Below are 26,162 nucleotides of genomic sequence, written 5' to 3'. Positions count from 1 at the left end.
CGCTAGTCTAGCATTTTTGTCCGCGCCGTGCTGCCGCGCGGATACAGGCGCGCGAGGAAGTAATCGACGCTGACAAAACGTCCGCCGCCGGTGAACAACAACGCCAACAGCATGACGAAATAGGTCGCGGCAAACTCAATGCCATTATTGAGCACCACCAGGTTACCGTGTTCCGTGAGCCAGCTGTAGTTACCGTGCTCACGCAGGATATCGCGCGCCGTGCCAAGGCGCACAGCTATCTCCTCCGCGCCCGAGTCGGCAATCGCGGCCCAGCCGTTCTGCCAGTGCACCGACCAGGCGGCGACCAGCATGGTGATCAGCAGCGGCAATGCCACCCAGCGTGTCGCCAGGCCGATCAGCAACAGCAGGGCGCCTATCGCCTCGGTATAGGCAGCGAGGTGGGCAAGCACGGCAGGAAACGGCAAGCCGAGGCCCCACTGTGCATTGCCGAACCACTCGATGGTGCTCTCCATGCCAGCGATTTTCTGCGTGCCCGCCATCCAGAACACCGGAACCAGATACAATCTGAGCGCCAGCGGCGCCAGCCAGTCCACGTGGCGCAGCGCGCCAAACACCCCATTGTGCAAGCGGTAGTATTGCCCAACCAGCCAATTCATAGTGCATTCTCTCCCGTCCGTGACTGTGTGACCCCGCGGCGGACAAAAAGTTTGCCACCCTGTGCGCTCACGGCGCCGCGCCGCTGCCACACTCGCTACAGTCCGGGCGGCGCTGGAGGCGCAGACGGTACTGGGCGAGGGAGCGTAAATCCAGCATCAAGACCTCGTCTTGCAAGGTCTGCATACCCGCCAGGAATTTCACCGCCTCCAGCGCCAGCAGCGACCCCAGTACACCCACCACCGGCCCGAGTACGCCGCTCTCGGCACAGGCCTGACGCTGGTCATCCGCCGCGGCCAGCGGGTACAGGCAGCGGTAACAGGCTCCACCCGCGCGCGTATCGAACAGGGCCAGCTGCCCCTCCAGGCGCACGGCGGCGGCAGACAACAACGGTACACCCGCATCAAGACATGCCCGATTGAGCGCATAGCGGGTAGCAAAACTGTCGCTGGCGTCCACCACCAGGTCCGCTCCGGCGATCGCGACAGCCAGCGCACTGCCCTGCAGGCACTCCTCGAAAACGTGCAACTGCGTGGCGCTGTTCAAAGCCGCCAACCGCTGCGCCGCGGACCGCGCCTTGTTCACCCCCAGCGAGGCCTCATCGTGTACGATCTGCCGCTGCAGATTACTCAGCTCCACCGTGTCGCCATCAGCGAGCCGCAAATGACCCACGCCGGCCGCGGCGAGATACAGCGCTGCCGGACTGCCCAGGCCACCCAGGCCCACAATCAGCACACAGGCCCGTCCCAGTGTCTCCTGCCCCGCAATATCGAAATCGGGCAGCAGAATCTGCCGGCTGTACCGCGCCAGTTCGGCTTCAGTCAGCACGCCGGCAACCACCGGTGACCCGCTCATGGCCGGCGAGGTCGCAGCGCGTCTCGACGGCAACAAAGCCGCTCGCCCGCATCAGCTCGCGCACCGCCGCCCCCTGTTGATAACCGTGCTCAAGCAGCAGCCAGCCACCGGGCGCCACATGTGCCGGTGCTGCGGCACACAGGGCCTGGAGATCATCCAGCCCGCGTTCACCGGCGACCAGCGCCGAGGCCGGCTCGAAGCGCACGTCGCCTTGTGCCAGCCAGGGGCTGTCGCTCTCCACGTAAGGCGGATTACTCACCACCAGGGCGTACTGCCGGCCGGCCACGGCGGCAAACCAGTGCGACTGCAGGCACTGCACGCGGCCCGGGCAGAGCCGCGCGACATTGCGTTCAGCCACGGCGAGGGCGGGCGCGGCGGCATCCAGCGCGGTGAGGTCCCAACCGGTGCGCTCCACCGCCAGGGCGATGGCAATGGCACCGGAGCCCGTGCCGAGGTCCAGCACACGGGCGTCCACTGGCAAGGGCAACGCCAGCGCCCAGTCAACCAGGGTTTCCGTCTCCGGGCGCGGAATGAGTGTGGCCGAGGTGACCTCGAGGTTCAGCGACCAGAACTCGCGCACGCCAGTCAGGTAAGCCACGGGCTCTCCCGCCCGGCGCCTGGCCAGCAGCTCGGCATAATGCTCGGCCTGCGCGGGCGTCAGCTGCGCGTCCGGCCAGGCGTAGAGCCAGCTGCGGGGTTTCCCCAGGACATGAGTGAGAAGAATTTCGGCGTCGCGGCGTGCGCTGTCACCCGGCAGATCGCTGCCAGCGCGCAGGCAAGCCTCGACGGCGGACATCAATGCGCCGCCAGAGCCGCCAGCTGATCGGCCTGGTACTCCTGCCGCAGGGGACCGATGACGGCGCCCAGCTCGCCCGCAATCACCTCGTCGAGTTTGTACAGCGTCAGGTTGATGCGATGATCTGTCACCCGTCCCTGGGGGAAGTTATAGGTACGGATACGGTCCGAACGGTCACCGGTACCGACCAGATTGCGCCGTTGCTCGGCCTGCTCGGCCGCCTGCTTGTCCTGCGCCGAGGTCTGCAGTTTCGCCTGCAACAGCGACATGGCCCGCGCGCGGTTCTTGTGCTGCGAGCGCTCGTCCTGGCACTCGACCACAATACCGCTGGGCAGGTGAGTGATACGCACCGCGGAATCGGTTTTGTTGACGTGCTGGCCACCGGCGCCAGAGGCGCGAAAGGTGTCCACGCGAATGTCACCCTTGCTGATGGCGCCTACCGCCACCTCATCCGGCTCCGGCATCACCGCCACGGTGCAGGCCGATGTGTGGATACGCCCCTGCGACTCTGTCTCGGGAACCCGCTGCACCCGGTGCGCACCGGATTCGAATTTGAGGTGGGCGTACACATCGCGCCCTTCGACAAGGCTGATGATTTCCTTGAAGCCACCGTGCTCGCCCGGACGCTCGGAGAGAACCTCGATTTTCCAGCCCATGGTCTCCGCATAGCGGCTGTACATGCGGAACAGGTCACCAGAGAAAATCGCCGCTTCGTCACCACCCGTACCCGCGCGAATCTCCAGGAACACGTTGCAGGAGTCCTGCGGGTCGCGGGGCAGCAGCAACGTCTGCAATTCCCGCTCCAGCGTCTCAAGGCGTTCGGTACCACTGCTGATTTCCTCTTCGGCCATGGCCACGAGGTCGGCATCGGCTTCCTGCAGCATGCTGCGCGCCTCGTCGAGGTCTGCGCGCACACGGCTGTAGTCGTGGTAACAGCTCACCACCTGTTCCAGCTCGGAGAATTCGCGGGACAGCTCCCGAAAGCGGTTCTGGTCGGCGATGGTCTCGGCGTCGCCGAGCAGTGCCGATACCTCCTCGTGGCGGTCAGTGAGGGCATCCAGTTTGGTCAGCAGGGAAGCTTTCATTGCAGGGTTCGATCTACTCGGGATTGGACTTGCGATGTGACAGGCAATGTTGAGTCGCCGTCGGCGGGCTCGGCTGTGCCGGCATTGTGAGCGGCAGGCCCGGCACCTTCCAGCCCCAACAGTCGGCGTGCGCCAGCCAGAAGATCCTGCCGGCCCTCCGCACTGGCGCGCTTGAGGCCGGCAGTGGGGGCGTGAATCAGCTTGTTGGTGATGCCGCGCGCAAGCTGCGCAACGATTTGCTGTGGGTCATCGCCGCGGGCCAGAGCGCGCAGGGCACGCTGCAACTCCAGCTCGCGAATCGATTCAGCCATGTCACGGTACTGGCGCACGCTGTCGACCGCGGCGAGGCTGCGCAGCTCTTCCAGGTACTGGCTGACGCCTTCTTCTATCAGCTGGTCGGCCTTGCGCGCCTCCGTCTGGCGGCTGCGCAGGTTCTGCTCGACGATGTCCCGCAGGTCATCCACGGTATAGAGATACACGTCCGGCAGATCGGCCACCTGCGCTTCAATATCCCGCGGCACAGCGATGTCCACCATCAATACCGGCCGGTGCTTGCGCACCTTGATCGCCTGTTCCACCGCACCCTTGCCCAGAATAGGCAGCTGGCTGGCCGTGGAGGTAATCACGATATCCGCGTGCGGCAAGTGTTCAGGAATTTCCGCCAGCAGCACAGCCTCGGCACCGAACTTCTGCGCCAGCTCACGCGCCCTGCCCAGTGTTCGGTTGGCGATCACAATGCGCCGCACACCCGCCTCGATGAGGTGCCGGGCCACCAGTTCTATGGTTTCACCGGCACCGACCAACAGCGCATCGCAGGCCGCGAGGTCGGAAAAAATATGTCCGGCGAGGTCGACCGCCGCGTAGGCAACCGAGACCGGGTTTTCGCCGATGGCGGTGTCTGTGCGCACTCGCTTGGCCAGGGCAAAGATCTTCTGGAACAGGCGGCCCATGTCCGCACCGATCGTGCCCGCCTCGGCCGCGACGGCGTAGGCCGACTTGAGCTGGCCGAATATCTGCGGCTCTCCCAGCACCATGGAGTCCAGCCCGCTGGCCACTTTCACCATGTGCCGCAGCGCATCCGCGGCTTCGTAGTAATAGGCAGCGCGACGCAGTTCATCGCGGGAAAGGTGGTGGTAATTGGCAATCCAGTCCACCAGCTGCGCCGACTTCTCGGCGCCCCGCGCGGCCTCCGGCACCATGGCGTAGAGCTCGGTGCGATTACAGGTGGACAGGATCACGATCTCGTCCAGCCCCGCATGCTCACAGGCGTCCTCAAGCGCTTCCGTCACCTGCTCCGGCGCAAACGCCACCCGCTCGCGCACTTCGACGCCAGCCGAGTTGTGGTTGATTCCGAGGGCAATGAGGTTCATAACCGCGTGCGAGGCTCCGAGGGTAGCGGGCCGGGAAGACGCCGCGAACCGGACCACATCCAGTATTGAGGGGCTCCAATTCTACCAAGTTATACGCCGAATGACAGGCATGTTACGCCCCCGCCACGGCAAAGACCCGCGCGGCACTTGGGATTCACCCGCCGAGTGTGTCAATATTGTACTCCCAAGCTGGAACCCTATCGCTGCCCCGACCATGTTCAGACTCTTGCTGACAAGTGCGCTCCTGCTGGCGCTGGGGGGTTGTGCATCCAACCTGCCCCCCGCAACCGATACTGACGCCACGGCGCCAGCAGCGGCCGACACCACAGCGACAGAAGCACCCGAACCGCCAGAGCGCGCCTTCCCAGCCGACAGCATCTACCCCCTGCTGCTGGCTGAGTTTGCCCTGCGCCGCAACGACTACGACACGGCACTTTCCACCTATCTGCAGCAGGCGCCGAAGCTGCGCGAACCGGCGGTGAGCGCACACACAACGCACCTCGCCCAGTTCATGAAGCGCGAGCCCGAGGCCTACGAGGCGGTGGGCCTGTGGGTTGAGCTGGAACCAGACAGCGCCGAGGCCAACAACACCCTGGCAACCCTGTTGATCCGCAAGGGTCAGCCCGCACAGGCGGTGCCACACCTCGCCGTGGTTGCCCGCAACGACCTGCAAGCCAATTTCCCGATGCTCTTGAGCGGCTTCCGCGACCTGCCAACCGGTGAGAAAGCGGCACTCGCCGACGCCGTCGCCGCCCTGCTCAATGAGCGCCCCGAGGACAGCGGGCTGCTGCTTACCCACGCCCTGATTCTCGATGAACTGGGAGACGCACCCGCCACGCGTGCCACCGTGGAGCGCTTGCTGGCACAGGAGCCCGGGCAAACCCAGGGGCTCATGCTGGATGCCAAACTACGCGTGGAGGCAGAAGAAGCGCAGCCCTTCCGGCGCATCGAGGCCGCACTGGCCGAACAACCCGACAACAATGTTCTGCGCCTGCAGTACGCACGGCTGCTGACCCGCTCGGACATCGATGCCGCACGCCGCCAGTTTGAGATTCTCTCCGCGCGCTCACCGCGTGACGGTGATTTGCTGCTCTCTCTCGCGCTACTCAACCAGGACGCCGGCGACACCCTCGCGGCCAAAGCCTATTTGCGCCAGGTACTGGCACTGGAGCAGCGGGTTGATGAGGCTAATTACTACCTGGGTCGCGTGTTGGAGCAGGAGGATCGGCCGGACGAGGCGATAGCCGCCTACCGCAAGGTAGAGGACCCGGGCAGCCGTGAGTTTTTCAACGCCCGCGGGCGCGTCGGGCGCCTGCTGATTGAGCAGGGCAACGTCAGTGAAAGCGCGGCATTCTTCGATCAGCAGCGCGATGCCTACCCCGCCGTTGCTGAACAGCTGTTTGCCCTGGAGTCGGAACTGCTCACCCGGGCGGACCTGCTCGACGCGAGCGTGGCACTGCTGGATCAGGCCCTGGCCGCGCTGCCGGATGCCAGCTCCCTGCGCTACAGCCGCGCCATGCTGCGCGAGCAGCTGGGTGATCTGGAAGGCATGGAGGCCGACCTCCGTTACATCCTGCAAGGCAACCCCAACAACGCGACGGCCCTGAACGCCCTGGGATACACACTGAGCAACAACAGCAACCGCTTTGCAGAGGCCGAGCAGCTGATTTCACGCGCGCTCGCGCTGGCGCCAGAGGAGCCAGCCATTCTCGATAGCATGGGCTGGGTCCTGTTTCGGCAAGAACGGGCCGAGGAAGCACTGCACTACCTGCAGCGTGCCTGGGCCGGCTTGCAGGACCCGGAGGTTGCGGCGCACCTGGGCGAAGTGCTCTGGAGTCTGGGGCGCGAAGACGATGCGCTTGCCGTCTGGCGCAGCGGCCTGCAGCTTGACCCCGAACACCGCACCCTGCTGCAGACGCTGCAGCGCCTGCAGGTGCCTCCCGCACGGCTCAGCGGCGAGTGAAGCGGCAGCTGCCACACTGCAGAGGCGTGGCCCTGTTGTGCATGGGGCTGTGGCTGACCGGGTGCGCCACGGCGCCAGCGCCACTCCCTGAGGATCCCTGGCTACAGCGCAAGCAACAGTTGCTGGCCCTGGAGCACTGGTCTGCCACAGGCAAGATCGCCCTGCGCAACGGCCAACAGGCCGAGTCCGCCAACCTCAGCTGGCAGCAGCAGCAGAGCGCCACCAGCGTACAACTCAGCGGCCCGCTGGGTCTGCAGGCCACCCAGCTGCGCAGCGACGGCCGCACCCTGGAAGTCACTCAGGGAGAAACCCTGCAACGCTTTGACCTCTCCTCACCGGACGTGATGGCGCGGGAAACCGGCTGGGATCTCCCGCTAGCGTCCCTGCCCTACTGGCTCAAGGGCATACCGGCGCCGGAACCCGCCCCTGTCACCCTGGATCTCGCCGACAACCTGCTGCAGCTGCTGCTGCAATCGGGCTGGCAGATCCGCTACGAGCGCTACCAACAAGTCGGCGCTCATATCCTGCCGACGCGGCTGACACTCGAGCGCGGTGCAACGCGCGCCAAAGTCATCATTCAGCACTGGCAGGCGTCCGGTAGGCCATGAATCGCCGACTGACACTGATTTCGCCGGCCAAGCTGAACCTGTTTCTACATGTCACGGGGCGCCGGGCAGACGGTTATCATACGCTGCAAACCGTCTTCCAGCTGCTGGACTGGGGCGACAGGATGACGTTTGCCGCGGATGACAGCGGCGCGCTGCGGCTGGACATGCCGGTCAGCGACATTGCACCGGCCGATAACCTCATTCTGCGCGCGGCGCGACTGCTGCAGCGCGGCACGCTGGGCGCCACCATCACCTGCGATAAACAGATCCCCATGGGCGGCGGCCTGGGCGGCGGCTCATCGAATGCGGCCTCCACATTGCTGGCACTGAACCGGCTGTGGGGCCTGGACATGAGTACTGCCGCGTTACAGTCGCTGGGGGCCACCCTGGGTGCCGACGTACCGGTCTTCGTGGGCGGCCACAGCGCCTGGGCGGAGGGCATCGGCGAGCTGCTGACCCCGGTAGAGCTGCCGGATATCTGGTACCTGGTTCTCAAGCCGCGCTGTGCCGTGCCCACGGCGGAAATTTTTTCCGACCGGGAATTGACACGAGACAGCCTGCCGATCACAATGGCCGCCTTTTTTCAGGGGGTACATCGCAACGACTGCCAGCCAGTGGTTGTGGCCCGCTACCCTGAAACAGGTGACGCGCTTGACTGGCTTGGGCAATTTGCCGAGCCCCGGCTAACCGGCACTGGCTCCTGTGTATTTGCCGCCTTCGGCACCCGGGAACAGGCGCTCGCCGTGCAGCAACAGGTACCCGAACCTTGGGCAGCCTTTGTTGCACGAGCAGCCAACGAATCACCAGCACTGAGGGCATTGGCCTGAAGTCTACAACGAATTATTGGGGTGTCGCCAAGTGGCAAGGCACCGGGTTTTGATCCCGGCATTCGTAGGTTCGAATCCTACCACCCCAGCCATATCCCCCCAGGAGAGAAGTGCCGTGTCCTCCAAGCTGATGGTCTTTACGGGTAATGCAAACCCGGAACTGGCCCAGAAGATTGCCAACCGACTCTATCTTTCTCTGGGCAAAGCCAGCGTGGGCAAGTTCAGCGACGGCGAAATTGCGGTCGAATTGAACGAGAACGTGCGCGGCAAAGATGTGTTTGTGGTCCAGCCTACCTGCGCCCCCACCAACGACAACCTGATGGAACTGTTGGTGATGATTGATGCGCTGCGCCGTGCGTCGGCTGCACGCATCACTGCCGTGGTGCCCTACTTCGGCTATGCCCGTCAGGACCGCCGTGTGCGCTCCGCGCGCGTGCCCATCACCGCCAAGGTCGTAGCCGACATGATGGTGTCCGTGGGTGTCGATCGAGTGCTCACCGTTGACCTGCACGCTGAACAGATACAGGGCTTTTTCGGTTGCCCGGTGGACAACGTCTACGGCTCCCCCATCCTGAATGCGGATATTCTCGACTGTAACTACGAGAACCTCATTGTCGTATCACCCGACATTGGCGGTGTCGTGCGTGCGCGCGCTATCGCCAAGCAACTTGATGACGCCGACCTCGCCATCATCGACAAGCGCCGCCCGCAGGCCAACGAGGCGCAGGTCATGAACCTGATCGGTGAAGTGGATGGCCGCATCTGCCTGCTGGTCGACGACATGGTCGATACTGCCGGCACTCTGTGCAAGGCCGCCGATGCGCTCAAGGAACGCGGTGCGAGCAAGGTGGTTGCCTACTGCACCCATGCGGTGCTGTCTGGCCGTGCACTGGATAATTTACGCAATTCCCAGCTCGACGAGCTGGTCGTCACCGACACGATTCCGCTGAGCGCGGACGCCCGGGCCGTCTCGAAAATCCGCCAGCTGACCATTTCGGACCTGCTGGCAGAGTCGATTCGCCGGGTATCCAACGAGGAATCCATCAGCGCGCTGTTTCAGTAGGAACAGCGCTTAACCCACCCACTGTGTAGCCGGTCGCAGGCGAAGCAGTGAGTCATCAAAGGAGTGCAGACAATGTCTGACCAATTTGAGTTGTACGCAGAAGTGCGTGAGGACATGGGGAAAGGTGCGAGCCGCCGCCTGCGTCGTCTCGCCGACCAGGTCCCCGCTATCATTTACGGCGGTGACAAGGACCCCCAGCCCCTGTCCATCATCCGCAAGGATCTGGAAAAGTCGCTGGAAAACGAGGCGTTTTTCTCTCACGTGCTGGTCATCAACATCAACGGCAAGAAAGAGAAGGCCATCCTCAAAGACCTGCAACGTCACCCGGCACGCAACAGCGTCACTCACGCTGACTTTATGCGCGTCAATGAAAAAGTGGCTATCAAGGTGCACGTGCCGATTCACTTCCTGAACGAAAAAACCTGCCATGGGGTCAAGGTTCAGGGCGGCATGATTCAGCATCAGGCTACCGACATCGAAGTACTGTGTCTGCCAAGCGACATTCCCGAGTTTATCGAAGTTGATATGGCCGAGGTGAAGACCGGCGATATCATCCACCTGTCGGATATCGCGTTGCCCGCCGGGGTTACCTCTGTTGCCCTGTCACTGGGTGAAGATCATGACCTGGCGATCGCTTCTGTTGTTCCGCCCAAGGGTGGCAGCGATGCTGAAGAGGACACTTCCGAAGACAGCAGCTCGGACAGCAGCAGCGAGGACTGATTTCTCGCAACGGCGAGGCACTGGCGTTGGCAAGCTCTATCTCCATGATTGCCGGACTGGGCAACCCGGGCAGCGACTACCGGGGAACCCGTCACAACGCCGGTGCCGACTTTGTCGAGGCGCTCGCGCGTCAGCACGGCGCCACACTGCAAGCGGAATCCCGTTTTTCCGGCCTGACCGCACGCATCCAGTGTGCCGGCCAGGATATTCGGCTCATCATTCCCACCACCTTCATGAACCGCAGCGGGCAGTCCGTAGCGGCCATGGCGAATTTCTTCAAGATTGCGCCGGAAGCCATTCTGGTGGCACACGATGAACTCGATATTCCAGCGGGTACCGCGCGCTTCAAGCGCGGCGGTGGCCACGGTGGCCACAACGGTTTGCGCGATATCGTTTCCCGGCTGGGCAACAACAACAGTTTTGCCCGCCTGCGTATCGGCATTGGCCATCCCGGCCACGCATCCCAGGTAACCGGCTATGTCCTGGGCCGGGCCAGCGCGGTTGACCAAGCACGCATTGAGGCCAGCATCGAGGCCGCAATCGACGCCCTGCCACAGTTTCTGGCCGGGGAGGACACGCGGGCCATGACCCAATTACACAGTTTCAATGCGCCCTGAACCGCTCGCGTTACATAACACTCGCCCCACGACATTCGTTTAGCAAAAACAGGAATCAGACATGGGTTTCAAATGTGGCATTGTCGGCCTGCCCAACGTGGGCAAATCGACCCTCTTCAACGCCCTGACACGGGCCGGCATCGATGCCGAGAACTTCCCCTTCTGCACCATCGAGCCCAATGCCGGCGTAGTACCGGTACCCGACCCCCGGCAGAAGCGCATCGCAGAGATCGTCAAACCCCAACGCGAAATATCCACCACCATGGAGTTTGTGGACATCGCCGGCCTCGTTGCCGGTGCCTCCAAAGGTGAGGGCCTGGGCAACCAGTTCCTGGCCAATATCCGTGAAACCGACGCCATTGCCCATGTCGTGCGCTGCTTCAACGACGAGAATGTCATTCACGTCGCAAACCGTGTCGACCCGCGAGCGGACATCGACGTGATCAACACCGAGCTGGCACTGGCCGACCTGGAAAGCTGTGAGAAACAACTGCAGCGCGTGACGCGCAACGCCAAGGGTGGCGACAAAGAGGCCATTGCCCTGAAAGCGCTGCTGGAGAATAAACTGCTGCCGCACCTGAACGAAGCGCTGCCGGTGCGTTCGCTGGCTTTTGATGACAGCGAACAGGCACTGGTGAAAACGCTGCATCTGCTCACGATCAAACCCACCATGTACATTGCCAACGTCGATGAAGAGGGGTTCGACGACAACCCCTACCTCGACACCGTGCGGGAAATCGCCGCCAGCGAGGGCGCCATTGTGGTGGCGATCTGCAACAAGCTGGAATCTGAAATCGTCGAGCTGGAGGATGCCGAGCGCCAGGAATTCCTGCAGGACCTGGGTATGGACGAGCCGGGGCTGGACCGGGTGATCCGCGCCGGTTACGAGCTGCTGAACCTGCAGACCTACTTCACCGCCGGCGTCAAGGAAGTGCGAGCCTGGACCGTGCGAGTGGGCGCCACGGCGCCAGAGGCTGCCGGCGTGATCCACACAGACTTCCAGAAAGGTTTCATTCGCGCCGAAGTTATCGGCTACGACGACTTCATCGCCCACAAGGGTGAGCAGGGCGCCAAGGATGCCGGGCGCTGGCGCCTTGAGGGCAAGGACTATATCGTTCAGGATGGGGACGTCATCCACTTCCGCTTCAACGTGTAGGAGGCACCCGCATGGCACGCACAGTGACCGTCGCCGCCACCCAGATGGCCTGCAGCTGGGACCGCGAGGCCAATATCGCCAACGCCGAACGTCTGGTGCGCGAAGCGCAGCGGGCCGGTGCACAAGTCATCCTGCTGCAGGAGCTGTTTGAAACGCCCTACTTCTGCCAGAAGCCGGATGAAGACCACATGCTGCTGGCCACACCGCTGGCAGAGAACCCCGCCATCCGTCATTTTCAGGCTGTGGCTCGCGAGCTGCAGGTCGTCCTGCCGATCAGCTATTTCGAGCTGGCGGGCCGCGCGCGCTTCAACTCCGTGGCCATTATCGACGCCGACGGCAGCCTGCTCGGCAACTACCGCAAGAGCCACATCCCGGATGGCCCCGGCTACCACGAGAAGTTCTACTTCAACCCCGGCGATACCGGCTTCAAGGTATGGAACACCCGTTACGCACGCATCGGCGTCGGCATCTGCTGGGACCAGTGGTTTCCTGAAAGCGCCCGCAGCATGGCGTTACTCGGCGCCGAGCTGCTGTTCTACCCCACCGCTATAGGCAGCGAACCCCACGACCCCGACATTCATTCGCGAGAGCACTGGACGCGGGTGCAACAGGGCCACGCCGGCGCCAACCTGATGCCGCTGATTGCCAGTAACCGCATCGGCCGTGAAGTACAGGAAGACAGCGACATCACTTTCTATGGCGGTTCATTTATCGCCGACCACACCGGCGAGCTCGTCGAGCACGCCGATAGCGGACACGAAAGCGTGCTCGTGCATGCCTTCGACCTCGACGCCATTGAAAAGATGCGCACCGCCTGGGGCGTATTCCGTGACCGCCGCCCTACCCTGTACGCACCCATCAACACCCTGGACGGCGAGCACGCGTGAGCCCGGAAAGCAGTACGCCGCGTGCCGACGGCTATCACATGCCGGCTGAATGGGCCCCGCATACGCGGACGTGGATGCTCTGGCCCGAACGTCCCGACAGCTGGCGCGCCGGTGCCGTGCCAGCCCAGGCCGCCTTCAAGGCCGTTGTCGCCGCCATTGCGCGCTTCGAACCCATCACGGTAGGGACCTCACAGGCACAGTTCCTGAACGCCTCAGAGCAGCTGTCTGACATCCCCGGTGTCACTGTCATTGAGCTTTCCAGCGACGATGTGTGGATGCGAGACTGCGGCCCCACCTTTGTCATTGACAACAAAGGCGGCCTGGCGGCAGTAGACTGGGACTTCAATGCCTGGGGGGGCCACGACGGCGGCCTTTACCCCACTTGGGACATCGACAGCCAGGTAGCGCGCAAAGTGGCCCAACTGGAGGGCGTTGCTCGTTACGCAACGCCCGGCTTCGTACTGGAAGGCGGCTCCATCCACGTGGATGGGGAAGGCACACTGATCACCACGGCCGAATGCCTGCTGCACCGCAACCGCAATCCGCGGCTGTCCCGGGGCGAGATCGAGGCCTACCTGCGCGACTATCTGGCAGTGGACACCATAATCTGGCTGCCCGAGGGTATGTTCAACGACGAAACCGACGGCCACGTCGACAATTTCTGCTGTTTCGTAGCGCCCGGCGAGGTACTGCTGTGCTGGACTGATGACGCCAGCGACCCCAACTACAGCCGCTGCCGCGCCGCGCTGGAGGTGCTTGAGGCCAGCCACGATGCCAAAGGCAGAACCCTGCGCGTCCACACCATCCCCATTCCGGCACCCCTGTATGCCATTCTTGAAAGCGAAGGCGGTGCTGTCGGCCAGGTGCCTGATGAACACGGCCGACCCGAGCGGCTGGCGGCCTCGTATGTGAACTTTCTCATCGTCAATGGCGGCATCGTGATGCCGGGTTTCGACGACCCGATGGACACGGTTGCGCGCAAAACGCTGGAGAGGCTTTTTCCTGGGCGCGAGGTGGTGATGGTGCCGGGTGGGGAGATCCTGCTCGGGGGAGGCAATATTCACTGTATTACGCAGCAACAACCACGCCCCTCAGGCGCTTGACTTGCCCCGGCAAAATTAGGAAAATGCGCGCCTTCTCGGGACAGCAGTCCCACGCAGTAATTGTGGCTACGTAGCTCAGCTGGTTAGAGCACAGCATTCATAATGCTGGGGTCGGTGGTTCAAGTCCACCCGTAGCTACCACTTTTTTCTGGTGCACTACGCACACCCGTGGCATGCGGGCGATAAACCGGGACGCTGGTCTGATCTAGCGTATCCGCGGCAGCGCCTCAGCGCCGCCAAGCGCCAAGGCGCACCGAGGCGGCGATGATCACGCCATAGAGGGCCATGGCGACCGCGGCCGCCGCGTAGACGCCCTCGAGACCGAACGGCGTGCCGAGCAGCAGCGCGCCGCCGACGGCAGCCGCGGCGCGAACGGCCGTCGCCACCAACGGCCAGAACATGGCGCCGGCGCCCTGGCTGGCGAAGTAGAGCGACAAACCCAGGCCCTGAAGCGCGTACACCGGCCCGAGGATGCGGATGTACGAGGTCGCTGCAGCAGCCGTGGCCGCGTCGTCACTGAATACCTCGATCCACGGATTGGGGAACAGGGCCAGCGCCAGTCCGACGCCGCCCGCCAACACCGCCGCCATCGCGCCGCCGGTCCAGCCGATACGTTCAGCACGCTCCATGCAACCGGCACCAGTCGCCACACCCACGAGCGACGTCATCGCCGCACCGAGGCCAAATACGAGCGGTACGAGAAGCAACTCGATGCGCGCACCGATCCCGTAACCCGCCAGCGCGGCGGTGCCGAAGCGCGCGATAATGGCCGTCAGCGCGACGATCGTCGCCACCGTGAGCAGCGGCGACACGGCCGCCGGCGCAGCCACGCGGAGGACGTCCGCGAACAGATCCCGCGAAAAGTGCAGCGCATCGCGACGTAGTCGCACCGACTGGGAAGCACCAGTGAGACGCAGGATCATGATCACACAGAGGATTGACGCAGAGGTGACCGCCGAGACCGCCGCCCCGACGATGCCTAGCTGCGGCGCACCGAAGGCCCCAAGCACGAGCACGCCCGACAGGGGTACCTGGATCACCGCACTGGCTATCAGCAGCAGCGCTGGGAAGCGCATATTGCCGGTGCCACGATAGACCGCGCTGATCATGCCCATTAGCCAGATCGACAGGCCACCGCCGCACAGCACCCAGCCGTATCTACTCGCCGCGCGCAACACCTCGCCCTCGCCGCCGAGGAACGACAGAAACGCCCGCCCGAACATCCAGAAGGCGAGAGCGAATACGAGAGCGCCACCCAGGGCCAGCACTAACACGTGCCAGAGCAGGCGATCGGCGCGCTCCCGGTCGCCGGCACCGAGGGCTCTGGCCACCGCCGCGGCGACCGCCCCGCCAAACGCGCCCCCGGACATCATCTGCATCAGCATAAGCAGTGGGAATACAAGGGCGATGCCCGCCAGCGCCTCGGTACCGAGGCGACCAACAAACCAGACCTCGCCCATGCTCACGGCGGACTGGATCAGGAAGGCGACGGCATTGGGGGTCGCCATTGTCATGAGCAGGGCGGTCGGGGGCGCCTCAAGGAGCCGACGGGTAAGGTCGTCCATGGGAGTGTTGGTACCTTTTCGACTAAGGGTTCAGACGCAGTCGGCCCGCGAGGTGGCCAAGCTGCGCCGTTGCGTCGTTGGCGACGGAGTAAAGCGCAGGGATCACAAACAGCGTGACGAGCGTTGAGAACAGCAGACCCCAGCCGATGGCTACGGACATGGGGCTTACGATCTCGTCGTAGCCGCCAATGCCGTAGGCTGTGGGCAGCACACCGCCGAGAGTAGTGAGCGTGGTCACCAGGATGGGACGCAGGCGGGAGACCACCGCGTCCTCGACAACCTCCAGAGTGGGACGCCGTCCCCGGTTCTCCTTCAGGTTCCGGTGCACGCAGTCGATCATAACGATAGACGCGTTCACGACCACGCCGGCGAGGCCGATGGTCCCGATCACCGCCGGCATGGACAACTGCAAACCATGAAAGAAAAATGCGGTAATCACCCCCGCGAGGGCGAAAGGGATCACAATCACCACGGACAGCGCCTCAAGCAGCGATCCGAGCAAGATCCAGATCACCACTGTGATGGCGATGATCACGAGCAGCGCTACAGACCCGAGGGCGCCCGTGGTCTCCTGAGTGTCGGCCGCCTCGCCGCCGACAATGAGCTCCAGGTCGGACCGGTGGGCGTACTGCGGCATCACCTCGGCCTTCACTTTCTCGGCGAAGCTGAGGGCGGTCCACGGTGCGTCGGGCGTGAAGCTGGCGCGCACCGTGGCCGCCCGGACGCCCTCGCGATGGTAGATGCGGTCAAGGCCCGGCGTCTCCACGGGCCGGATGACGTCGCGCAGTGGCACGAGGTCGCCACTGGCGGTGCGCAGGGGGGTGTCGAGCAGGCCGTCGAGATCACCGCGGGCGGAGGGGGCGAACTGCACCCGTAGCTTCGTAGTGTCGTTTACGTCCCGATGTTCCGAGGCGTTTATACCATGAAAGGCGGCCTGAACGGCGAAGGCAACGCTCTGCGCGTCGAGTCCGAGCATCGCGAGCTTGTCGTGATCCAGGTTCAGGTCAAGCTTGGGCGTACCTGGCCGCTCGTCCACCTGGACCTGCGTGGTGCCCGACTGCGCACGGACCCAGGTGGCGATCTCGCTGGCGGCGGCCCTGCGGCTGGCGGCATCGTCGGCGAGCACGTGCAGTGTCACGGGTTGATCCGTGGGTGGCCCTACGTACTCTGATTGCAGCGTGAGGGCCACGCGCGGGTCGACGACGAGTTGGTCCTGCAGGACCTGTATCCACTCCTGGTTCGTGTAGCGACGGTCAAATTCTTTGAACACAATGGTTAGCAACGCCTCGTGCTCCGCCTCACCACGAACCTTCTCTGTGCCGTTTGGGTCCTGATGGCCAATGCGAGCGGTGATGGCACGCAGATCATCCGAGGCGATGCGCTGAATCTGCCGCTGGAGGTCCGTCGCCAGAGCCTCAGTGCGCTCCAAGGGGGTGCCCACGGGAGCGCTGATCTTTACGAAAAGCAGTCGGGCGTCCGCCTGCGGAAACTGCACGAAATCCACATGGAGACGGATCACGCCCATGACCAGCATGAACACGGCGAGCGCGAAGCCGATGACGAGACCCCGCTGGCGTAGACACAGGCGCAGCGCGCAACGGTAGCGGGCCTCCAATGCCAGCACCCAGGCGCGCTTGCCGTGATCGGCCCCCGCACGCACTGAGGACATGTGCGCGGGCAGGATGAAGAAGGACTCAAGGAGCGAGAAAAGCAGCACGAGCACAACCATCGCAGGGATCTGCCACATGACCTTTCCTGGAATGCCGCCCATGGCGACGATGGGACCGAAGGCGAGAGCCGTAGTAAGGGCCGCCGCCACCACCGGCTTGACCATCTCCCGGGCACCGATAACTGCCGCCTCGACAGACCCCAGCCCCCGTTCGCGGTGGGCGACGATGTTCTCCGATACGACCACGGCGTCGTCCACAACCATCCCGAGAACGATCACCAGCCCCGTGAGCGTAAACAGGTTGTAGGTCATGCCCAGGGGCAGCAGCCAGATGAGGGCGCCGCAGAAAACGATGGGAATGCCCCCCAGCACCCAGATAGCGGCGTCTCGGCGCATGAAGGCGAACAGCACCACAGCGACAAGCACAGCGCCGAGCATGCCGTTGGTGATCATCACCTCCAATCGGTTGCGCGTAAAAAATGTGGTGTCGTTTACATACTCGTAGCTGACGCCCGGGGGCAATTCTGTGTTGTCGACAACTTCGCGGATGGCGTCCACCGCCTCAAGGGCATCGCCCCCTTCACGCTTGCGCACGACCAGAGAAATCCCCGGCTCTGCGTTAGTGTGCACGGCCAGACCCGTGTTCTCGCGCGCCGGCTCGATGCGGGCGATGTCGCGGGCGCGAACCAGGCCTGCGGGACCCGTAGCAACGATGGTCTCCCCGACCTCGACAGGATTCTCGAAGCGGCTCCAGACAATGACCTGGCTGCGCTTGTCGGTCGACTCAAGGACCGCGCCGGTGGCAGAGACGTTGCGCGCCTGGATAGCGGCGACTACGTCGAGTAGCGTGACACCGTGCGCCTGGGCGAGCGCCGGGTCTACGAGGACGCGCACCTCCGGGTCCTGCAAGCCGACGATGGTCACGCGGGAGATGCCGGGCAGTCGCTCGATACGGCGTTCCAGCTCCTCGGCCAGCGGGACCAGTTCATGTATCGGCCCAGCGAGGGCGATCTCGATAATTGCGGACTTGCCCGGATTCAGACGCTGGAGCGTTGGCGCCTCCTCCATCTCAGACGGGAAATCGGAGATACCATCGACGGCGTCGCGGAGGTCCTGCATGGCCGACAGTACCTGAGCCTCACTACTGTCCATATACAGTTCAACGGTGGTTACCGAAGCACTGTCGGAGATGATCGTGTGATACTCATCAATGCCGTCGACGTCCTCGATGGCCTCCTCGATGGGAATCGTGAGCTTTGTTTCGACGTCCCGGGCAGAGGCACCCGGCAGACGCGCCGTGATGATCACTCGCGGCATCTCGACGCTCGGCAGGTATTCGCGGGAGACGGACGGCGAAAGATAAAAGGCGAGCACGACCACCGTGACGGCGAGGACATTGACGACAAGGTGACGCTCGACGAAGAACCGGATCATCACGGGCCTCCGACGCCATTGCCAGGAGCGAGTTCCACGCGGGCGCCGTCGCGCAGGGCGAAGTGGCCCTCGATGACCACCCGTTCGCCCGGCGCAAGGCCCTTGTGGACAACGATACGCGTACCATCGCTGCGGCCGGTGGTGATCGGGCGCTCGTAAGCGATGCCGTCAGCGACGACATACGTGACCACGCGACCCTCCCGGCGCAACACCGCGCCGGTGGGGATGGTCGGCTGAGCGCCGTTGTCACCGGGGCCCCAAATCACCGTTACCATGAGGCCGTCACGCAGGCGCTCGACGCCGGGCCCGTCAACGACCAGTTCCACGGGGAAGGTACCGCCGCGCGGGTCCCTCATGCTGCCGACGCTAGTCACCGTCGCGGGCAGTCGCAGACCGCCCAGATCTGCCAAGGAGATCTCCGCGGCCTCGCCAGGGACGATGCTGCCGACATCGGCACTGCCGACACCGCTAATCACACGGGCCCGGGAGAAGTCCGAGAGCATGGCGACGGGCGCGCCCACAGTAAGGTAGTCGCCGACGTGAACGTGAACCGCCTCCACCTTGGCGACAAAAGGTGCCCGGATGGCCGTGTCGATCACCTGCTGTTCAGCGTCATCGAGGTCGGCCGCCGCCACCTCGAGCAGGGCGTTGGCTCGGTCGAGAGCGAACCGGCGATCGTCAACCGTATCCTGGCTGATAGCGTCATCGCGCAACAGACGCTCGACACGCTCGAGATCCCGTTCACTGTTGGCCACGTCCACGCGGCCTGCAGTCAGCGTCGCCCGAGCCCGGCGCAGAACCGCATCGACACGCCGGGAATCCGTGCGCAGAAGCAGCTCGCTCTCACCGGTGACGTGCCCGGGCTCCACTAGCCGTTCGACGACGCGTCCCGGGGCTTCAGCGGCAACCGTCGCCGTGCGCCAGGCGCGGACCACACCGATGGTGGTACGTCTCTCACCGAGACTCGATTCCGTCACTTCGGCTGCGCGCACGCGCAGCAGGCCGCCTAGATCGGCGTTCTCAGCTACTGTCGGTAATGAGACAAGCGCGAGGGCCAGTAGCATGGGGGCACCGAAGTATTGGGATCTGTCGCGTAAACCGCCTTCGCGCAAGAGCGCCTCCTTTTCAACTGCACATCAAAGGGTATCTCGCCAAGGGGTCATGCACCTGAGTCAGCAAGAAATTCACCCGTGGCGGTCCAGCAGCGTTACAGTTTGCAAATCCAGTGATGTCCGCAGTTCGCTGCCTTGCAGGTCAACATAAAGACGATCAGGTAGAAAAGGAAATGAATAAATAAGCACCAAGTAGTAAAATTATGGAATGCACGAGACTGAGCATTATGGAAACCACTGACATTAAGCTGATCCGCACCATTACTGAACAAGGCAGCCTGACTCGTGCGGCGGAATTGCTTCACATATCGCAACCCACCTTGAGTAAAAAGCTCGCGCGTGTGGAATCACAGCTTAAAACCAGGCTGTTCTATCGATCGCCCACCGGCGTCGTCCCCACAGAGATCGCACGCTACATCGTTGCCAGCTCCGATTCGATACAGGCGCAAATCATGCGTATCGAGCGCCACGTTCAGCAATTGAGTGAGCTGGCGACGGGGGAGATACGGCTGGGGGTGGGGCCTATCATCGAGCAGGTATTGTTGCCTGAACTTGCATTACGATTTGTCGAGGTGACGGGAAACGTCCGTATTTCGATTTTCACGGATCACGCGGAGAAGTTACTCGCGCGCTTGCACAGCGCTGATCTCGATATTATCGCCGGTCCCTTTCGGGCAACTGAGCATCCCGACTTGGCGGGATTCCCATTGATCAAAGACAGCTTTACGACAGTGGCACGTACCGGCCATCCTCTCTTTCTGGATGCGCAGCAAGCGGATATAAGGTCTTTCCCCACTGCTTCACCCGTACCTGAGGGGGCCGTGACGAGTGGACCGCTTGCATATCCAGAGTCAGCCAAGCAAATCGTCTGCGATAATTACTCACTGCTAAAGCACCTGACCTTGAACAGTGACTGTCTCTGCCGCGCGCCCCTCTACGTGTTCCGCGAAGAGCTGGCCAATGGAACATTGCGTGTGGTAAAGACTCAGAGTCAGCTCACCTGGGAGAGCGCTTGTTTGGTGCGACCGGAATCAGTGGACACCCCGCTCGTAAAGCTCGTAGTGGACCTCCTTCTTGAGGGGAGCCAGCGCTACGCCCGAGTCAGGCCAACTGCATAACCTGATTGAGCAAGGCCAGCACCTCGGCAAAGCGGGCATCGGTTACGCTTTTCATGGGATGGGGCGCGCCGCCGCGCAGGCGCCAGTCGAAGGACTTCGGCTGATGGCAAAGTACGTAACTGGTTTGTCCGGCCTTGCGCCCGCCAGCAGTGCCGACGGCTACCGCGAAGGGGTTGTCAGAGTTATAGCTGGCCGTGGTCATCGGCAGGCCAATGACCAGGGAGGTGCGTTCGTTAAAAGCCTTGGGAGACAGAACCAGAAAAGGATGCACATCGCGCATTTCTTTCCCGCGCTGAGGGTTGCAGTCTATCCATATGATTTCCTGGCGCCCGGGCACCCAGTCCCTGGTTCGTTTTACCACCGCTCTGCCCCCAGGTGCTCATCGACAGACATGGCCTCCCCGCCGTGGCGCTCGGGGTCAAAGCGAGCCAGGCGCTGCTCCAGGCTCAGGGGTTCGTCATGCAGCGGCGTGATGATGATCCGTTCCCCTTCTACCGTAATACGCACCCGCTGGTCGGCATGCAGGTGCGCAGCACGAGCCACAGCCGCAGGCAGGCGCACACCAAGGTTGTTACCCCAATGCTTGATATCAAGAACCGTTTCGGTCACGGCAATCTCCGGGATGATGTTTAAACGAAGTATAAACACTATTTGCCGTACCGGCAAATGCCGGCGCGGAGGGAGCCAAGGCGGACCCTGCGGGAGATTTGCGGGACTTGCTGTGATCTGTGGTGCTCTGTGGTGGGAAATACGCTGTGAGTGATCGGATTAAAGTCAATATATTCAATCAGTTAAGAATATCCAGCCAAATTCATAATGCTGGGGTCGGTGGTTCAAGTCCACCCGTAGCTACCATATTTTTCCTCTTTAAATCAAAAACTTACAAAATCTCAAATCGCTCTGAGATTCTCCCTCCTCCCGATTGCGGGAGGTTTGCAGCTCTGGAATGGATACTTCCCAATCCCACCGCAAACACACCGCTTACTCAAGCCCGCTTGCGCCAGTACTCTCATGAAGTCAGCCATATCCCCTGACGCATTTATCAATGTGCCAGATGCCCTGGGTGCCTCTCTTGTAGAGGCCCGGGATTCGCTTTGACATAAGAGTGCTCCTCTATGCTTAGACGAACGCCCACAGCGGCTCTTATTCTGCTTCGCCAGGATTCCATTTCAAGCCGATCAAACGCAATGCCCTGCCTGCCGATGGGGATCTCAGTCAGATAGACCCGAACCTCGCGGTTGAACCGGATCTTGTCCATGCCCAGGTAGTCCGGGGCATAGCGCAGGCGTATGAATCGAGGCAGCATCCTTGCACATCTTCGCGAGAACGAATAAAACATCCCCACCCTCCCGCTGCTGGTGCCACCCACCCGAGCCCCGCCAGGCGGTTGCCCCTTTTTCGCGGGCAAGGGCGCGCGGTAGCAGAACCCGCTTTTTTATATCTTTACATCAGTGACGCCACTGAATAAAAGATTGGTATAAATTCCTGTGTCCTGCGTTCTGGGAACGGCCACAAACGATTGGCAATCCGGACAATGCAAGCGCGATTTCAGCTAACCCCGCGGCCGTATCCCCACCGGCCCGGACGCTCAGTCATTCTGGGAGGGTGCCGCTACCGAACACGTGATTACGCGCAGCGTGCGTGACAGTGCTGCAATGCTGGACGTGATTTGCGGGCCCGATGGCTCCTCCGTTGTCCAATGTAAAAGCTGCTTAATTATCAGAGCCGCCTCAATCGACCGTTGCACAAACTGCATATCGGCTATACCAGCACCTCGTTTGTTGACCGCCCTGTGAGTGACGAGTCCAGGGCGGCCGACTTGCAGTCCATGGCGAGCACGTTCGGCTGTCGTATAAACATGCTGGATGTGGAACCAACAACGAAAGTGCTGGGCTTCCTCGGCAAAACCAGCTCCACCGGAGAGTTGGTACAGGCGAAGTGCCGCTGGAACGATTTTGCCCGGACCTAGCACCATTTTCACCAGCAGTACGATATGTTGCTGACACCAACACTGGGCTGCGAGGCAACTGGAAATGGCTCAGCCCTGGATGAAGCGGGTTGCTGAGGCATAAAAAGCACAAACAAAGACGAGTGTCAGGTTTTTTAACACGCTGACATTCTATGATGCTCTTCCCCCCTAAAAACGCTTATATTTCTTCCGCTTAACGCAGGTTGGTATTTTTCTTGCATGAGTCAAAAGAGTACCAAAATCTGAAAAATACAGGGACACATGTTATGAGAGTTAAGACTTTACTCTTTAGCGCTGCATGCTTTGTCGGAGCTCCGGCTACCGCCGGTGTTATTACCCAGTACACCGGTTTCGATAACTTTGCGGGCACCTGCCCCGGCGCATCGTCGCCAACATATTTGGCCGACTGGGGCCCTGCGGTCGCTCACTTAGAAACCATTATTGAGGGACGGCCTGTAGAAGTAGCAGATCTCACATATGACTCTCTATGCCTTTTTAATCGTAATAGGCAAGCTCGCTTCTATAATCCAGATGGGACCCTTACCGACCAAGGGTCGAGTAATGGTTTCCCTCCAGGGGTGGCTTACAATCCTGAGGATATCGGCACGCTTAGCATCGACTCTAGCACTGGGACATCCAGCACGATCTCTGGAGACCTGGACGGTAAAGCGTATGGAAGTATGATTTTAGATCCCGCGAATCTAGGCTTACCCGAAATCAAGCTTCTCGCAAACGCTGACCCCGACGATAGGCTTTCGGTCAACGGCTTTGCAGCAACGGAGTTCCTGTGGACCGGCGAAACAACGGATTTAGACTTCGGTATTAACTTTGATTTTTACGGTTCGAACGAAGAGATCTGCGTAGGCGGCCCCGGCCCTTGTATTCGTGACTCGGCCTTTTATATCGACGCCGGGGTAAGCATCGATTTCGTTTTTGATGATAGCGGACCTGCGGTCGGGAATATACAGCAGGCTTCCATCGCGCGGACAAGCTATAGGTATGAGTGGACAGACCTCGATCGCGCAATTTCGAGTGAAGAATTTCCTATCGCGGGGTCATTATCACTTGAGTTTCAGGTGAACAACGGCGACCGGTTTTTTCTATGGACCGGAGCACAGGCCTTTGCAATTAACGGGGGCTTTTTAGACGCCGCGAACACCATCACTACGGATCTGCGGTTGCAGGGAGATGACGAGGGCACTGCGACTCAAGAGTTGTTCGCAAGGGCGCTGCAGCCGGCACCTCCGACCCCGGTTAATGCACCAGCCACACTAGCCCTGTTCAGCCTTGGACTTGCTGCTCTTGGCTACTCAAGACGCAAGAAAGTCTAATCAGAGCTTCTGACGTCAAACCCGCTTCGGCGGGTTTTTTATTGCCTTTGGCCCAATAAAGGCCATGTCTACTGTCGCTCCAGCAACTTGCGCACTGGCGCGGGTTCTACACGACCGGAGTTTATGGCGCGACTGGTAGAACTTCAGACAGGGCTGACAAACGCACTCGCGGAGGTCTTTGCTGACGCTCAAGACAGGGGTTTTGTTAAAAAGAACCTTTCGCCAAAAACCGCGGCCTTATTCATGCAGGCCTACCCCCTTGGCAGGGTGCTGGTTGATATTGAGGCCTGCACCGCCGAAGACCAAGCCTCCTGGAGCACTTCCATTGATTGGGTTTCGAACACGTCGCTCCTTGAGTCGTAAAAGGCGAAAGCGGTTTCACTACTGCCCGCCGGCCGAGCGGCTGTCGGACAGTGTATTAGCGAGTCACTAGCCGCGTCGAAGTTGACGCCATCCTGCAAACCCGAGACCAAAGCCAAGCAGTGTTCCTAGCCAAAGCGGCAGGGGGACAGCGGTGGCAGAGAGTGAGACTACCGTAACCGGGTCTTCAATCCGTCCATCGATAGCACCATTGAGGTCTAAATTTCCACCATCTGTGATCTGATATACAACAGACTGATTGCTGGTGTCGAATACCGCTCCGGGGATTGGTGTCCATATACCCTCAACCAATTTATAAGCAGCGGGGTTGGATGGTAAGGCCTCACCAAAGAACGCACGGACCGTGGCGGTTGCTCCCACATCGCAATCTAATGCAAAGGTCAATTTGTTGTTGATGGGATCAGCAGGGGCCGTCTCAGCATCAATCCCCACTAAGTTGAGCTTTGTCGCTGGAATATCAACAGTGCAGTTCCCCGGGTTATCACCGACCAGTTGTATAAAAGGTGAATTGGGATCGCCGCCAAACTGGTCATCAACGTTTGGTATGCCATCGCCATCCAAATCGCTGTCACAAAGGTCGCCAAGCCCATCGTTATCTACGTCACCTTGTGCGGGGTTTTCAATATTTGGGCAGTTATCTTTTCGGACATGATAAAGACCATCATTATAGAGAACAGTGTAGTTATTGGCCGGTGCGTTATCGGTAATAACCGCCCCCGCACAGTGAGTGACGTAGTCACCCGGGGGCGTTGTGGCACTAAGCGTTGTGCCAAAGCCGAGGTCGGTATAAGCAGCACAGCTCGGATCAACTGATACGCTGTCTTCTTCAGACAGGCCCTCTACCAGGTAGTCAATTGGTTGAATGGCCGCGTCTTCAACGCTGGAACCGTCGCCTGCAGTGATGTAAACAATGTTGTTGTTTTCGGAGTAAGACGCCTCCGCAATACCGATATTGAAGGCTGCGTAGATTTCGGCGCTTGTTACTTCCCAGGAAATTTCAGCATTACTCCCAGGGAATAGAATGAGGCCATCGCCCTCGCTGCCCGATAACGAGTTGGTTGATGCCACACGGGCGAAACAATTGGCCGCAGCCTTCTGATCAGTAGCCACGGTCGCGTCCAGACTTGTCGCCGTCGAGCAATCATCTGTCTGATCAATCAGAACCCAGGGTTGGGAGAATTTCCACCGGCCTTCCTGTATCGGACTACCCAGCGACCAAATAGCAAGCACAAGATCCTCGACAGGCTCACTAAACGTGTACGTAAAGCGAACAACGCCATTGGCTCCCGTCAGCGCAATGTGGTCCAAATTTCCACTTAGATCGGTTACATACGTGCCCTCGTCGTAGCCGCCCCTGGTTGCGACGAAATCTCTGGCCCAAAGTGGGCAAAGATCGATGCCCACGTAGCCATCAATGCAGGACGTCTGATAAACCTCTCCGGAAAACTCAAGAGTCACGGACCCCATCGTGCCGGTAAGGGGGCTTTCTGACGTATAAATTAGATTGTCACTATCGCCAAAAGAGGGAGCTTCATCATAGTCCGCCCATGTGGCTGCGGCACTTTGAGCGCTTGTTAGCAGTGCGGCCATGGCGGCGCTGGTCAGAGAAATAAGTTTGAGCATAGCTTCTTCCTGCTTGGCGGTAACACCCGAGCACAAGAATTGCGCCTTGAGTTTGCGCTTGCCTATCTCAGGTATTATGTATCAAAGATAAACACCTAGAATATACCTATTCCAGGGGGAGCGGATTGTAAGTTATTGAAAGCTCATGACCCTTAAAAACCCTCTATCCGATTATGTATGGGCGCCGGTAGTGTTTGCGTAAGCTTCCCCGTGAAGTGAACAGATGCTGATTCAGCACCCCCTCTTTATGGGAGCGATTGAATAGCTTGTAACATGTTTAACGCGAAACCCCGAC

At 61.3% G+C, this 26,162-nt stretch carries 24 protein-coding genes and 2 tRNA genes; 15 read left to right on the top strand and 11 right to left on the bottom strand.

Features of this window, described 5'->3' with window-relative positions; genetic code table 11:
- Positions 1-2 precede the first annotated feature (2 nt).
- From EGJ68_RS06550 to hemA, 5 genes are all read right to left on the bottom strand, one after another.
- Positions 3-617 (bottom strand): HvfX family Cu-binding RiPP maturation protein, encoded by a 615-nt coding sequence (locus EGJ68_RS06550; RefSeq protein ID WP_123033663.1) that lies wholly within the window; start codon positions 615-617, stop codon positions 3-5.
- 67 nt (positions 618-684) lie between these two features.
- Complete coding sequence (locus tag EGJ68_RS06545; RefSeq protein ID WP_123034084.1) at positions 685-1,443, bottom strand: HesA/MoeB/ThiF family protein; 759 nt, start codon at positions 1,441-1,443, stop codon at positions 685-687.
- Complete coding sequence (gene prmC / locus EGJ68_RS06540) at positions 1,433-2,266, bottom strand: peptide chain release factor N(5)-glutamine methyltransferase (protein WP_123033662.1); 834 nt, start codon at positions 2,264-2,266, stop codon at positions 1,433-1,435. Before prmC ends, EGJ68_RS06545 begins: the two co-directional genes overlap by 11 nt.
- On the bottom strand, positions 2,266-3,351 hold the full coding sequence (gene prfA / locus EGJ68_RS06535) for a peptide chain release factor 1 (protein WP_027950664.1): 1,086 nt from the start codon (positions 3,349-3,351) through the stop codon (positions 2,266-2,268). Before prfA ends, prmC begins: the two co-directional genes overlap by 1 nt.
- The gene (gene hemA, locus EGJ68_RS06530) at positions 3,348-4,721 is read right to left on the bottom strand and encodes a glutamyl-tRNA reductase (RefSeq protein WP_123033661.1); all 1,374 of its coding nucleotides are present in this window, start codon (positions 4,719-4,721) and stop codon (positions 3,348-3,350) included. The genes prfA and hemA overlap by 4 nt, the downstream gene beginning before the upstream one ends.
- Positions 4,722-4,935: 214 nt before the next feature.
- On the opposite strand from hemA, the gene EGJ68_RS06525 reads away from it, so the two are divergent.
- The 11 genes from EGJ68_RS06525 (at position 4,936) to EGJ68_RS06475 (ending at position 13,806) form a co-directional block, all read left to right on the top strand.
- Entirely contained in the window at positions 4,936-6,684 is a 1,749-nt protein-coding gene (locus EGJ68_RS06525; protein WP_158283545.1) for a tetratricopeptide repeat protein, read from the top strand.
- Entirely contained in the window at positions 6,681-7,292 is a 612-nt protein-coding gene (gene lolB, locus EGJ68_RS06520; RefSeq protein ID WP_158283544.1) for a lipoprotein insertase outer membrane protein LolB, read from the top strand. Before EGJ68_RS06525 ends, lolB begins: the two co-directional genes overlap by 4 nt.
- Positions 7,289-8,119 (top strand): 4-(cytidine 5'-diphospho)-2-C-methyl-D-erythritol kinase, encoded by an 831-nt coding sequence (ispE, locus tag EGJ68_RS06515; protein WP_123033658.1) that lies wholly within the window; start codon positions 7,289-7,291, stop codon positions 8,117-8,119. Before lolB ends, ispE begins: the two co-directional genes overlap by 4 nt.
- 17 nt (positions 8,120-8,136) lie before the next feature.
- Positions 8,137-8,211: transfer RNA gene (locus tag EGJ68_RS06510), tRNA-Gln, on the top strand.
- Positions 8,212-8,249: 38 nt separating this feature from the next.
- The gene (locus EGJ68_RS06505; protein ID WP_027950662.1) at positions 8,250-9,182 is read left to right on the top strand and encodes a ribose-phosphate pyrophosphokinase; all 933 of its coding nucleotides are present in this window, start codon (positions 8,250-8,252) and stop codon (positions 9,180-9,182) included.
- Between the two features lie 72 nt (positions 9,183-9,254).
- On the top strand, positions 9,255-9,902 hold the full coding sequence (locus EGJ68_RS06500) for a 50S ribosomal protein L25/general stress protein Ctc (protein ID WP_123033657.1): 648 nt from the start codon (positions 9,255-9,257) through the stop codon (positions 9,900-9,902).
- 44 nt (positions 9,903-9,946) lie between these two features.
- Positions 9,947-10,519, top strand: coding sequence for an aminoacyl-tRNA hydrolase (gene pth, locus EGJ68_RS06495; RefSeq protein WP_123033656.1), 573 nt, complete (start codon positions 9,947-9,949; stop codon positions 10,517-10,519).
- Positions 10,520-10,580: 61 nt separating this feature from the next.
- Entirely contained in the window at positions 10,581-11,675 is a 1,095-nt protein-coding gene (gene ychF / locus EGJ68_RS06490; RefSeq protein ID WP_027950659.1) for a redox-regulated ATPase YchF, read from the top strand.
- Positions 11,676-11,686: 11 nt separating this feature from the next.
- Positions 11,687-12,562 carry an N-carbamoylputrescine amidase gene (gene aguB, locus EGJ68_RS06485; protein ID WP_123033655.1) on the top strand — a complete coding sequence of 292 codons (876 nt, stop codon included), beginning with the start codon at positions 11,687-11,689 and terminating at the stop codon, positions 12,560-12,562.
- Positions 12,559-13,665 (top strand): agmatine deiminase, encoded by a 1,107-nt coding sequence (aguA, locus tag EGJ68_RS06480; RefSeq protein ID WP_123033654.1) that lies wholly within the window; start codon positions 12,559-12,561, stop codon positions 13,663-13,665. The genes aguB and aguA overlap by 4 nt, the downstream gene beginning before the upstream one ends.
- A gap of 64 nt (positions 13,666-13,729) precedes the next feature.
- A tRNA-Met gene (locus EGJ68_RS06475) sits at positions 13,730-13,806 on the top strand.
- An 86-nt stretch (positions 13,807-13,892) separates the two neighbouring features.
- Here the strand turns inward: EGJ68_RS06475 and EGJ68_RS06470 are convergent.
- From EGJ68_RS06470 to EGJ68_RS06460, 3 genes are read right to left on the bottom strand one after another with little or no spacing between them, the layout of a single operon-like run.
- A complete protein-coding gene (locus EGJ68_RS06470; RefSeq protein WP_123033653.1) occupies positions 13,893-15,230 on the bottom strand; it encodes an MATE family efflux transporter in 1,338 nt (445 codons plus the stop codon).
- 22 nt (positions 15,231-15,252) lie between these two features.
- Positions 15,253-18,333 (bottom strand): efflux RND transporter permease subunit, encoded by a 3,081-nt coding sequence (locus EGJ68_RS06465; RefSeq protein WP_123033652.1) that lies wholly within the window; start codon positions 18,331-18,333, stop codon positions 15,253-15,255.
- Positions 18,333-19,397 carry an efflux RND transporter periplasmic adaptor subunit gene (locus tag EGJ68_RS06460; RefSeq protein WP_123033651.1) on the bottom strand — a complete coding sequence of 355 codons (1,065 nt, stop codon included), beginning with the start codon at positions 19,395-19,397 and terminating at the stop codon, positions 18,333-18,335. Before EGJ68_RS06460 ends, EGJ68_RS06465 begins: the two co-directional genes overlap by 1 nt.
- Positions 19,398-19,672: 275 nt before the next feature.
- On the opposite strand from EGJ68_RS06460, the gene EGJ68_RS06455 reads away from it, so the two are divergent.
- Positions 19,673-20,563 carry a LysR family transcriptional regulator gene (locus EGJ68_RS06455; protein WP_158283543.1) on the top strand — a complete coding sequence of 297 codons (891 nt, stop codon included), beginning with the start codon at positions 19,673-19,675 and terminating at the stop codon, positions 20,561-20,563.
- Here the strand turns inward: EGJ68_RS06455 and EGJ68_RS06450 are convergent.
- Together EGJ68_RS06450 and EGJ68_RS06445 are read right to left on the bottom strand one after the other, a co-directional pair.
- Positions 20,547-20,924: a type II toxin-antitoxin system PemK/MazF family toxin gene (locus EGJ68_RS06450; protein ID WP_123033649.1), complete on the bottom strand. Its 378-nt coding sequence runs from the start codon at positions 20,922-20,924 to the stop codon at positions 20,547-20,549. The genes EGJ68_RS06455 and EGJ68_RS06450 overlap by 17 nt on opposite strands.
- Positions 20,918-21,172 carry an AbrB/MazE/SpoVT family DNA-binding domain-containing protein gene (locus EGJ68_RS06445; protein ID WP_123033648.1) on the bottom strand — a complete coding sequence of 85 codons (255 nt, stop codon included), beginning with the start codon at positions 21,170-21,172 and terminating at the stop codon, positions 20,918-20,920. Before EGJ68_RS06445 ends, EGJ68_RS06450 begins: the two co-directional genes overlap by 7 nt.
- 1,132 nt (positions 21,173-22,304) lie before the next feature.
- Here EGJ68_RS06445 and EGJ68_RS18085 point away from each other — a divergent pair.
- From EGJ68_RS18085 to EGJ68_RS06430, 3 genes are all read left to right on the top strand, one after another.
- Positions 22,305-22,532 (top strand): hypothetical protein, encoded by a 228-nt coding sequence (locus tag EGJ68_RS18085; RefSeq protein ID WP_158283542.1) that lies wholly within the window; start codon positions 22,305-22,307, stop codon positions 22,530-22,532.
- Positions 22,533-22,747: 215 nt separating this feature from the next.
- Positions 22,748-23,863 (top strand): hypothetical protein, encoded by a 1,116-nt coding sequence (locus tag EGJ68_RS18225; protein WP_199227941.1) that lies wholly within the window; start codon positions 22,748-22,750, stop codon positions 23,861-23,863.
- A 123-nt stretch (positions 23,864-23,986) separates the two neighbouring features.
- On the top strand, positions 23,987-24,226 hold the full coding sequence (locus tag EGJ68_RS06430; protein WP_123033647.1) for a hypothetical protein: 240 nt from the start codon (positions 23,987-23,989) through the stop codon (positions 24,224-24,226).
- A 66-nt stretch (positions 24,227-24,292) separates the two neighbouring features.
- Here the strand turns inward: EGJ68_RS06430 and EGJ68_RS06425 are convergent, their stop codons facing one another.
- The gene (locus EGJ68_RS06425) at positions 24,293-25,867 is read right to left on the bottom strand and encodes a thrombospondin type 3 repeat-containing protein (protein ID WP_123033646.1); all 1,575 of its coding nucleotides are present in this window, start codon (positions 25,865-25,867) and stop codon (positions 24,293-24,295) included.
- Positions 25,868-26,162 lie beyond the last annotated feature (295 nt).

The organism is Haliea alexandrii (assembly GCF_003719295.1).
In the GTDB taxonomy this organism is placed as follows: Bacteria; Pseudomonadota; Gammaproteobacteria; order Pseudomonadales; family Halieaceae; genus Haliea; species Haliea alexandrii.
Note: the sequence above shows the minus strand (reverse complement) of the source record. Positions and strands in the feature narration are given on the sequence as shown.

Bases quoted from the DNA above. Each gene is read 5' to 3' on its own strand.
- EGJ68_RS06550 (WP_123033663.1), bottom strand. From the start codon at position 617: ATGAATTGGCTGGTTGGGCAATACTACCGCTTGCACAATGGGGTGTTT.
- EGJ68_RS06465 (WP_123033652.1), bottom strand. From the start codon at position 18,333: ATGATCCGGTTCTTCGTCGAGCGTCACCTTGTCGTCAATGTCCTCGCC.
- hemA (WP_123033661.1), bottom strand. From the start codon at position 4,721: ATGAACCTCATTGCCCTCGGAATCAACCACAACTCGGCTGGCGTCGAA.
- EGJ68_RS06505 (WP_027950662.1), top strand. From the start codon at position 8,250: ATGGTCTTTACGGGTAATGCAAACCCGGAACTGGCCCAGAAGATTGCC.
- EGJ68_RS06455 (WP_158283543.1), top strand. From the start codon at position 19,673: ATGGAAACCACTGACATTAAGCTGATCCGCACCATTACTGAACAAGGC.
- EGJ68_RS06525 (WP_158283545.1), top strand. From the start codon at position 4,936: ATGTTCAGACTCTTGCTGACAAGTGCGCTCCTGCTGGCGCTGGGGGGT.
- EGJ68_RS06470 (WP_123033653.1), bottom strand. From the start codon at position 15,230: ATGGACGACCTTACCCGTCGGCTCCTTGAGGCGCCCCCGACCGCCCTG.
- prmC (WP_123033662.1), bottom strand. From the start codon at position 2,266: ATGTCCGCCGTCGAGGCTTGCCTGCGCGCTGGCAGCGATCTGCCGGGT.
- ispE (WP_123033658.1), top strand. From the start codon at position 7,289: ATGAATCGCCGACTGACACTGATTTCGCCGGCCAAGCTGAACCTGTTT.
- pth (WP_123033656.1), top strand. From the start codon at position 9,947: ATGATTGCCGGACTGGGCAACCCGGGCAGCGACTACCGGGGAACCCGT.
- EGJ68_RS06460 (WP_123033651.1), bottom strand. From the start codon at position 19,397: ATGCTACTGGCCCTCGCGCTTGTCTCATTACCGACAGTAGCTGAGAAC.
- EGJ68_RS06430 (WP_123033647.1), top strand. From the start codon at position 23,987: ATGGCGCGACTGGTAGAACTTCAGACAGGGCTGACAAACGCACTCGCG.
- prfA (WP_027950664.1), bottom strand. From the start codon at position 3,351: ATGAAAGCTTCCCTGCTGACCAAACTGGATGCCCTCACTGACCGCCAC.
- EGJ68_RS06500 (WP_123033657.1), top strand. From the start codon at position 9,255: ATGTCTGACCAATTTGAGTTGTACGCAGAAGTGCGTGAGGACATGGGG.
- aguB (WP_123033655.1), top strand. From the start codon at position 11,687: ATGGCACGCACAGTGACCGTCGCCGCCACCCAGATGGCCTGCAGCTGG.
- EGJ68_RS06425 (WP_123033646.1), bottom strand. From the start codon at position 25,867: ATGCTCAAACTTATTTCTCTGACCAGCGCCGCCATGGCCGCACTGCTA.
- ychF (WP_027950659.1), top strand. From the start codon at position 10,581: ATGGGTTTCAAATGTGGCATTGTCGGCCTGCCCAACGTGGGCAAATCG.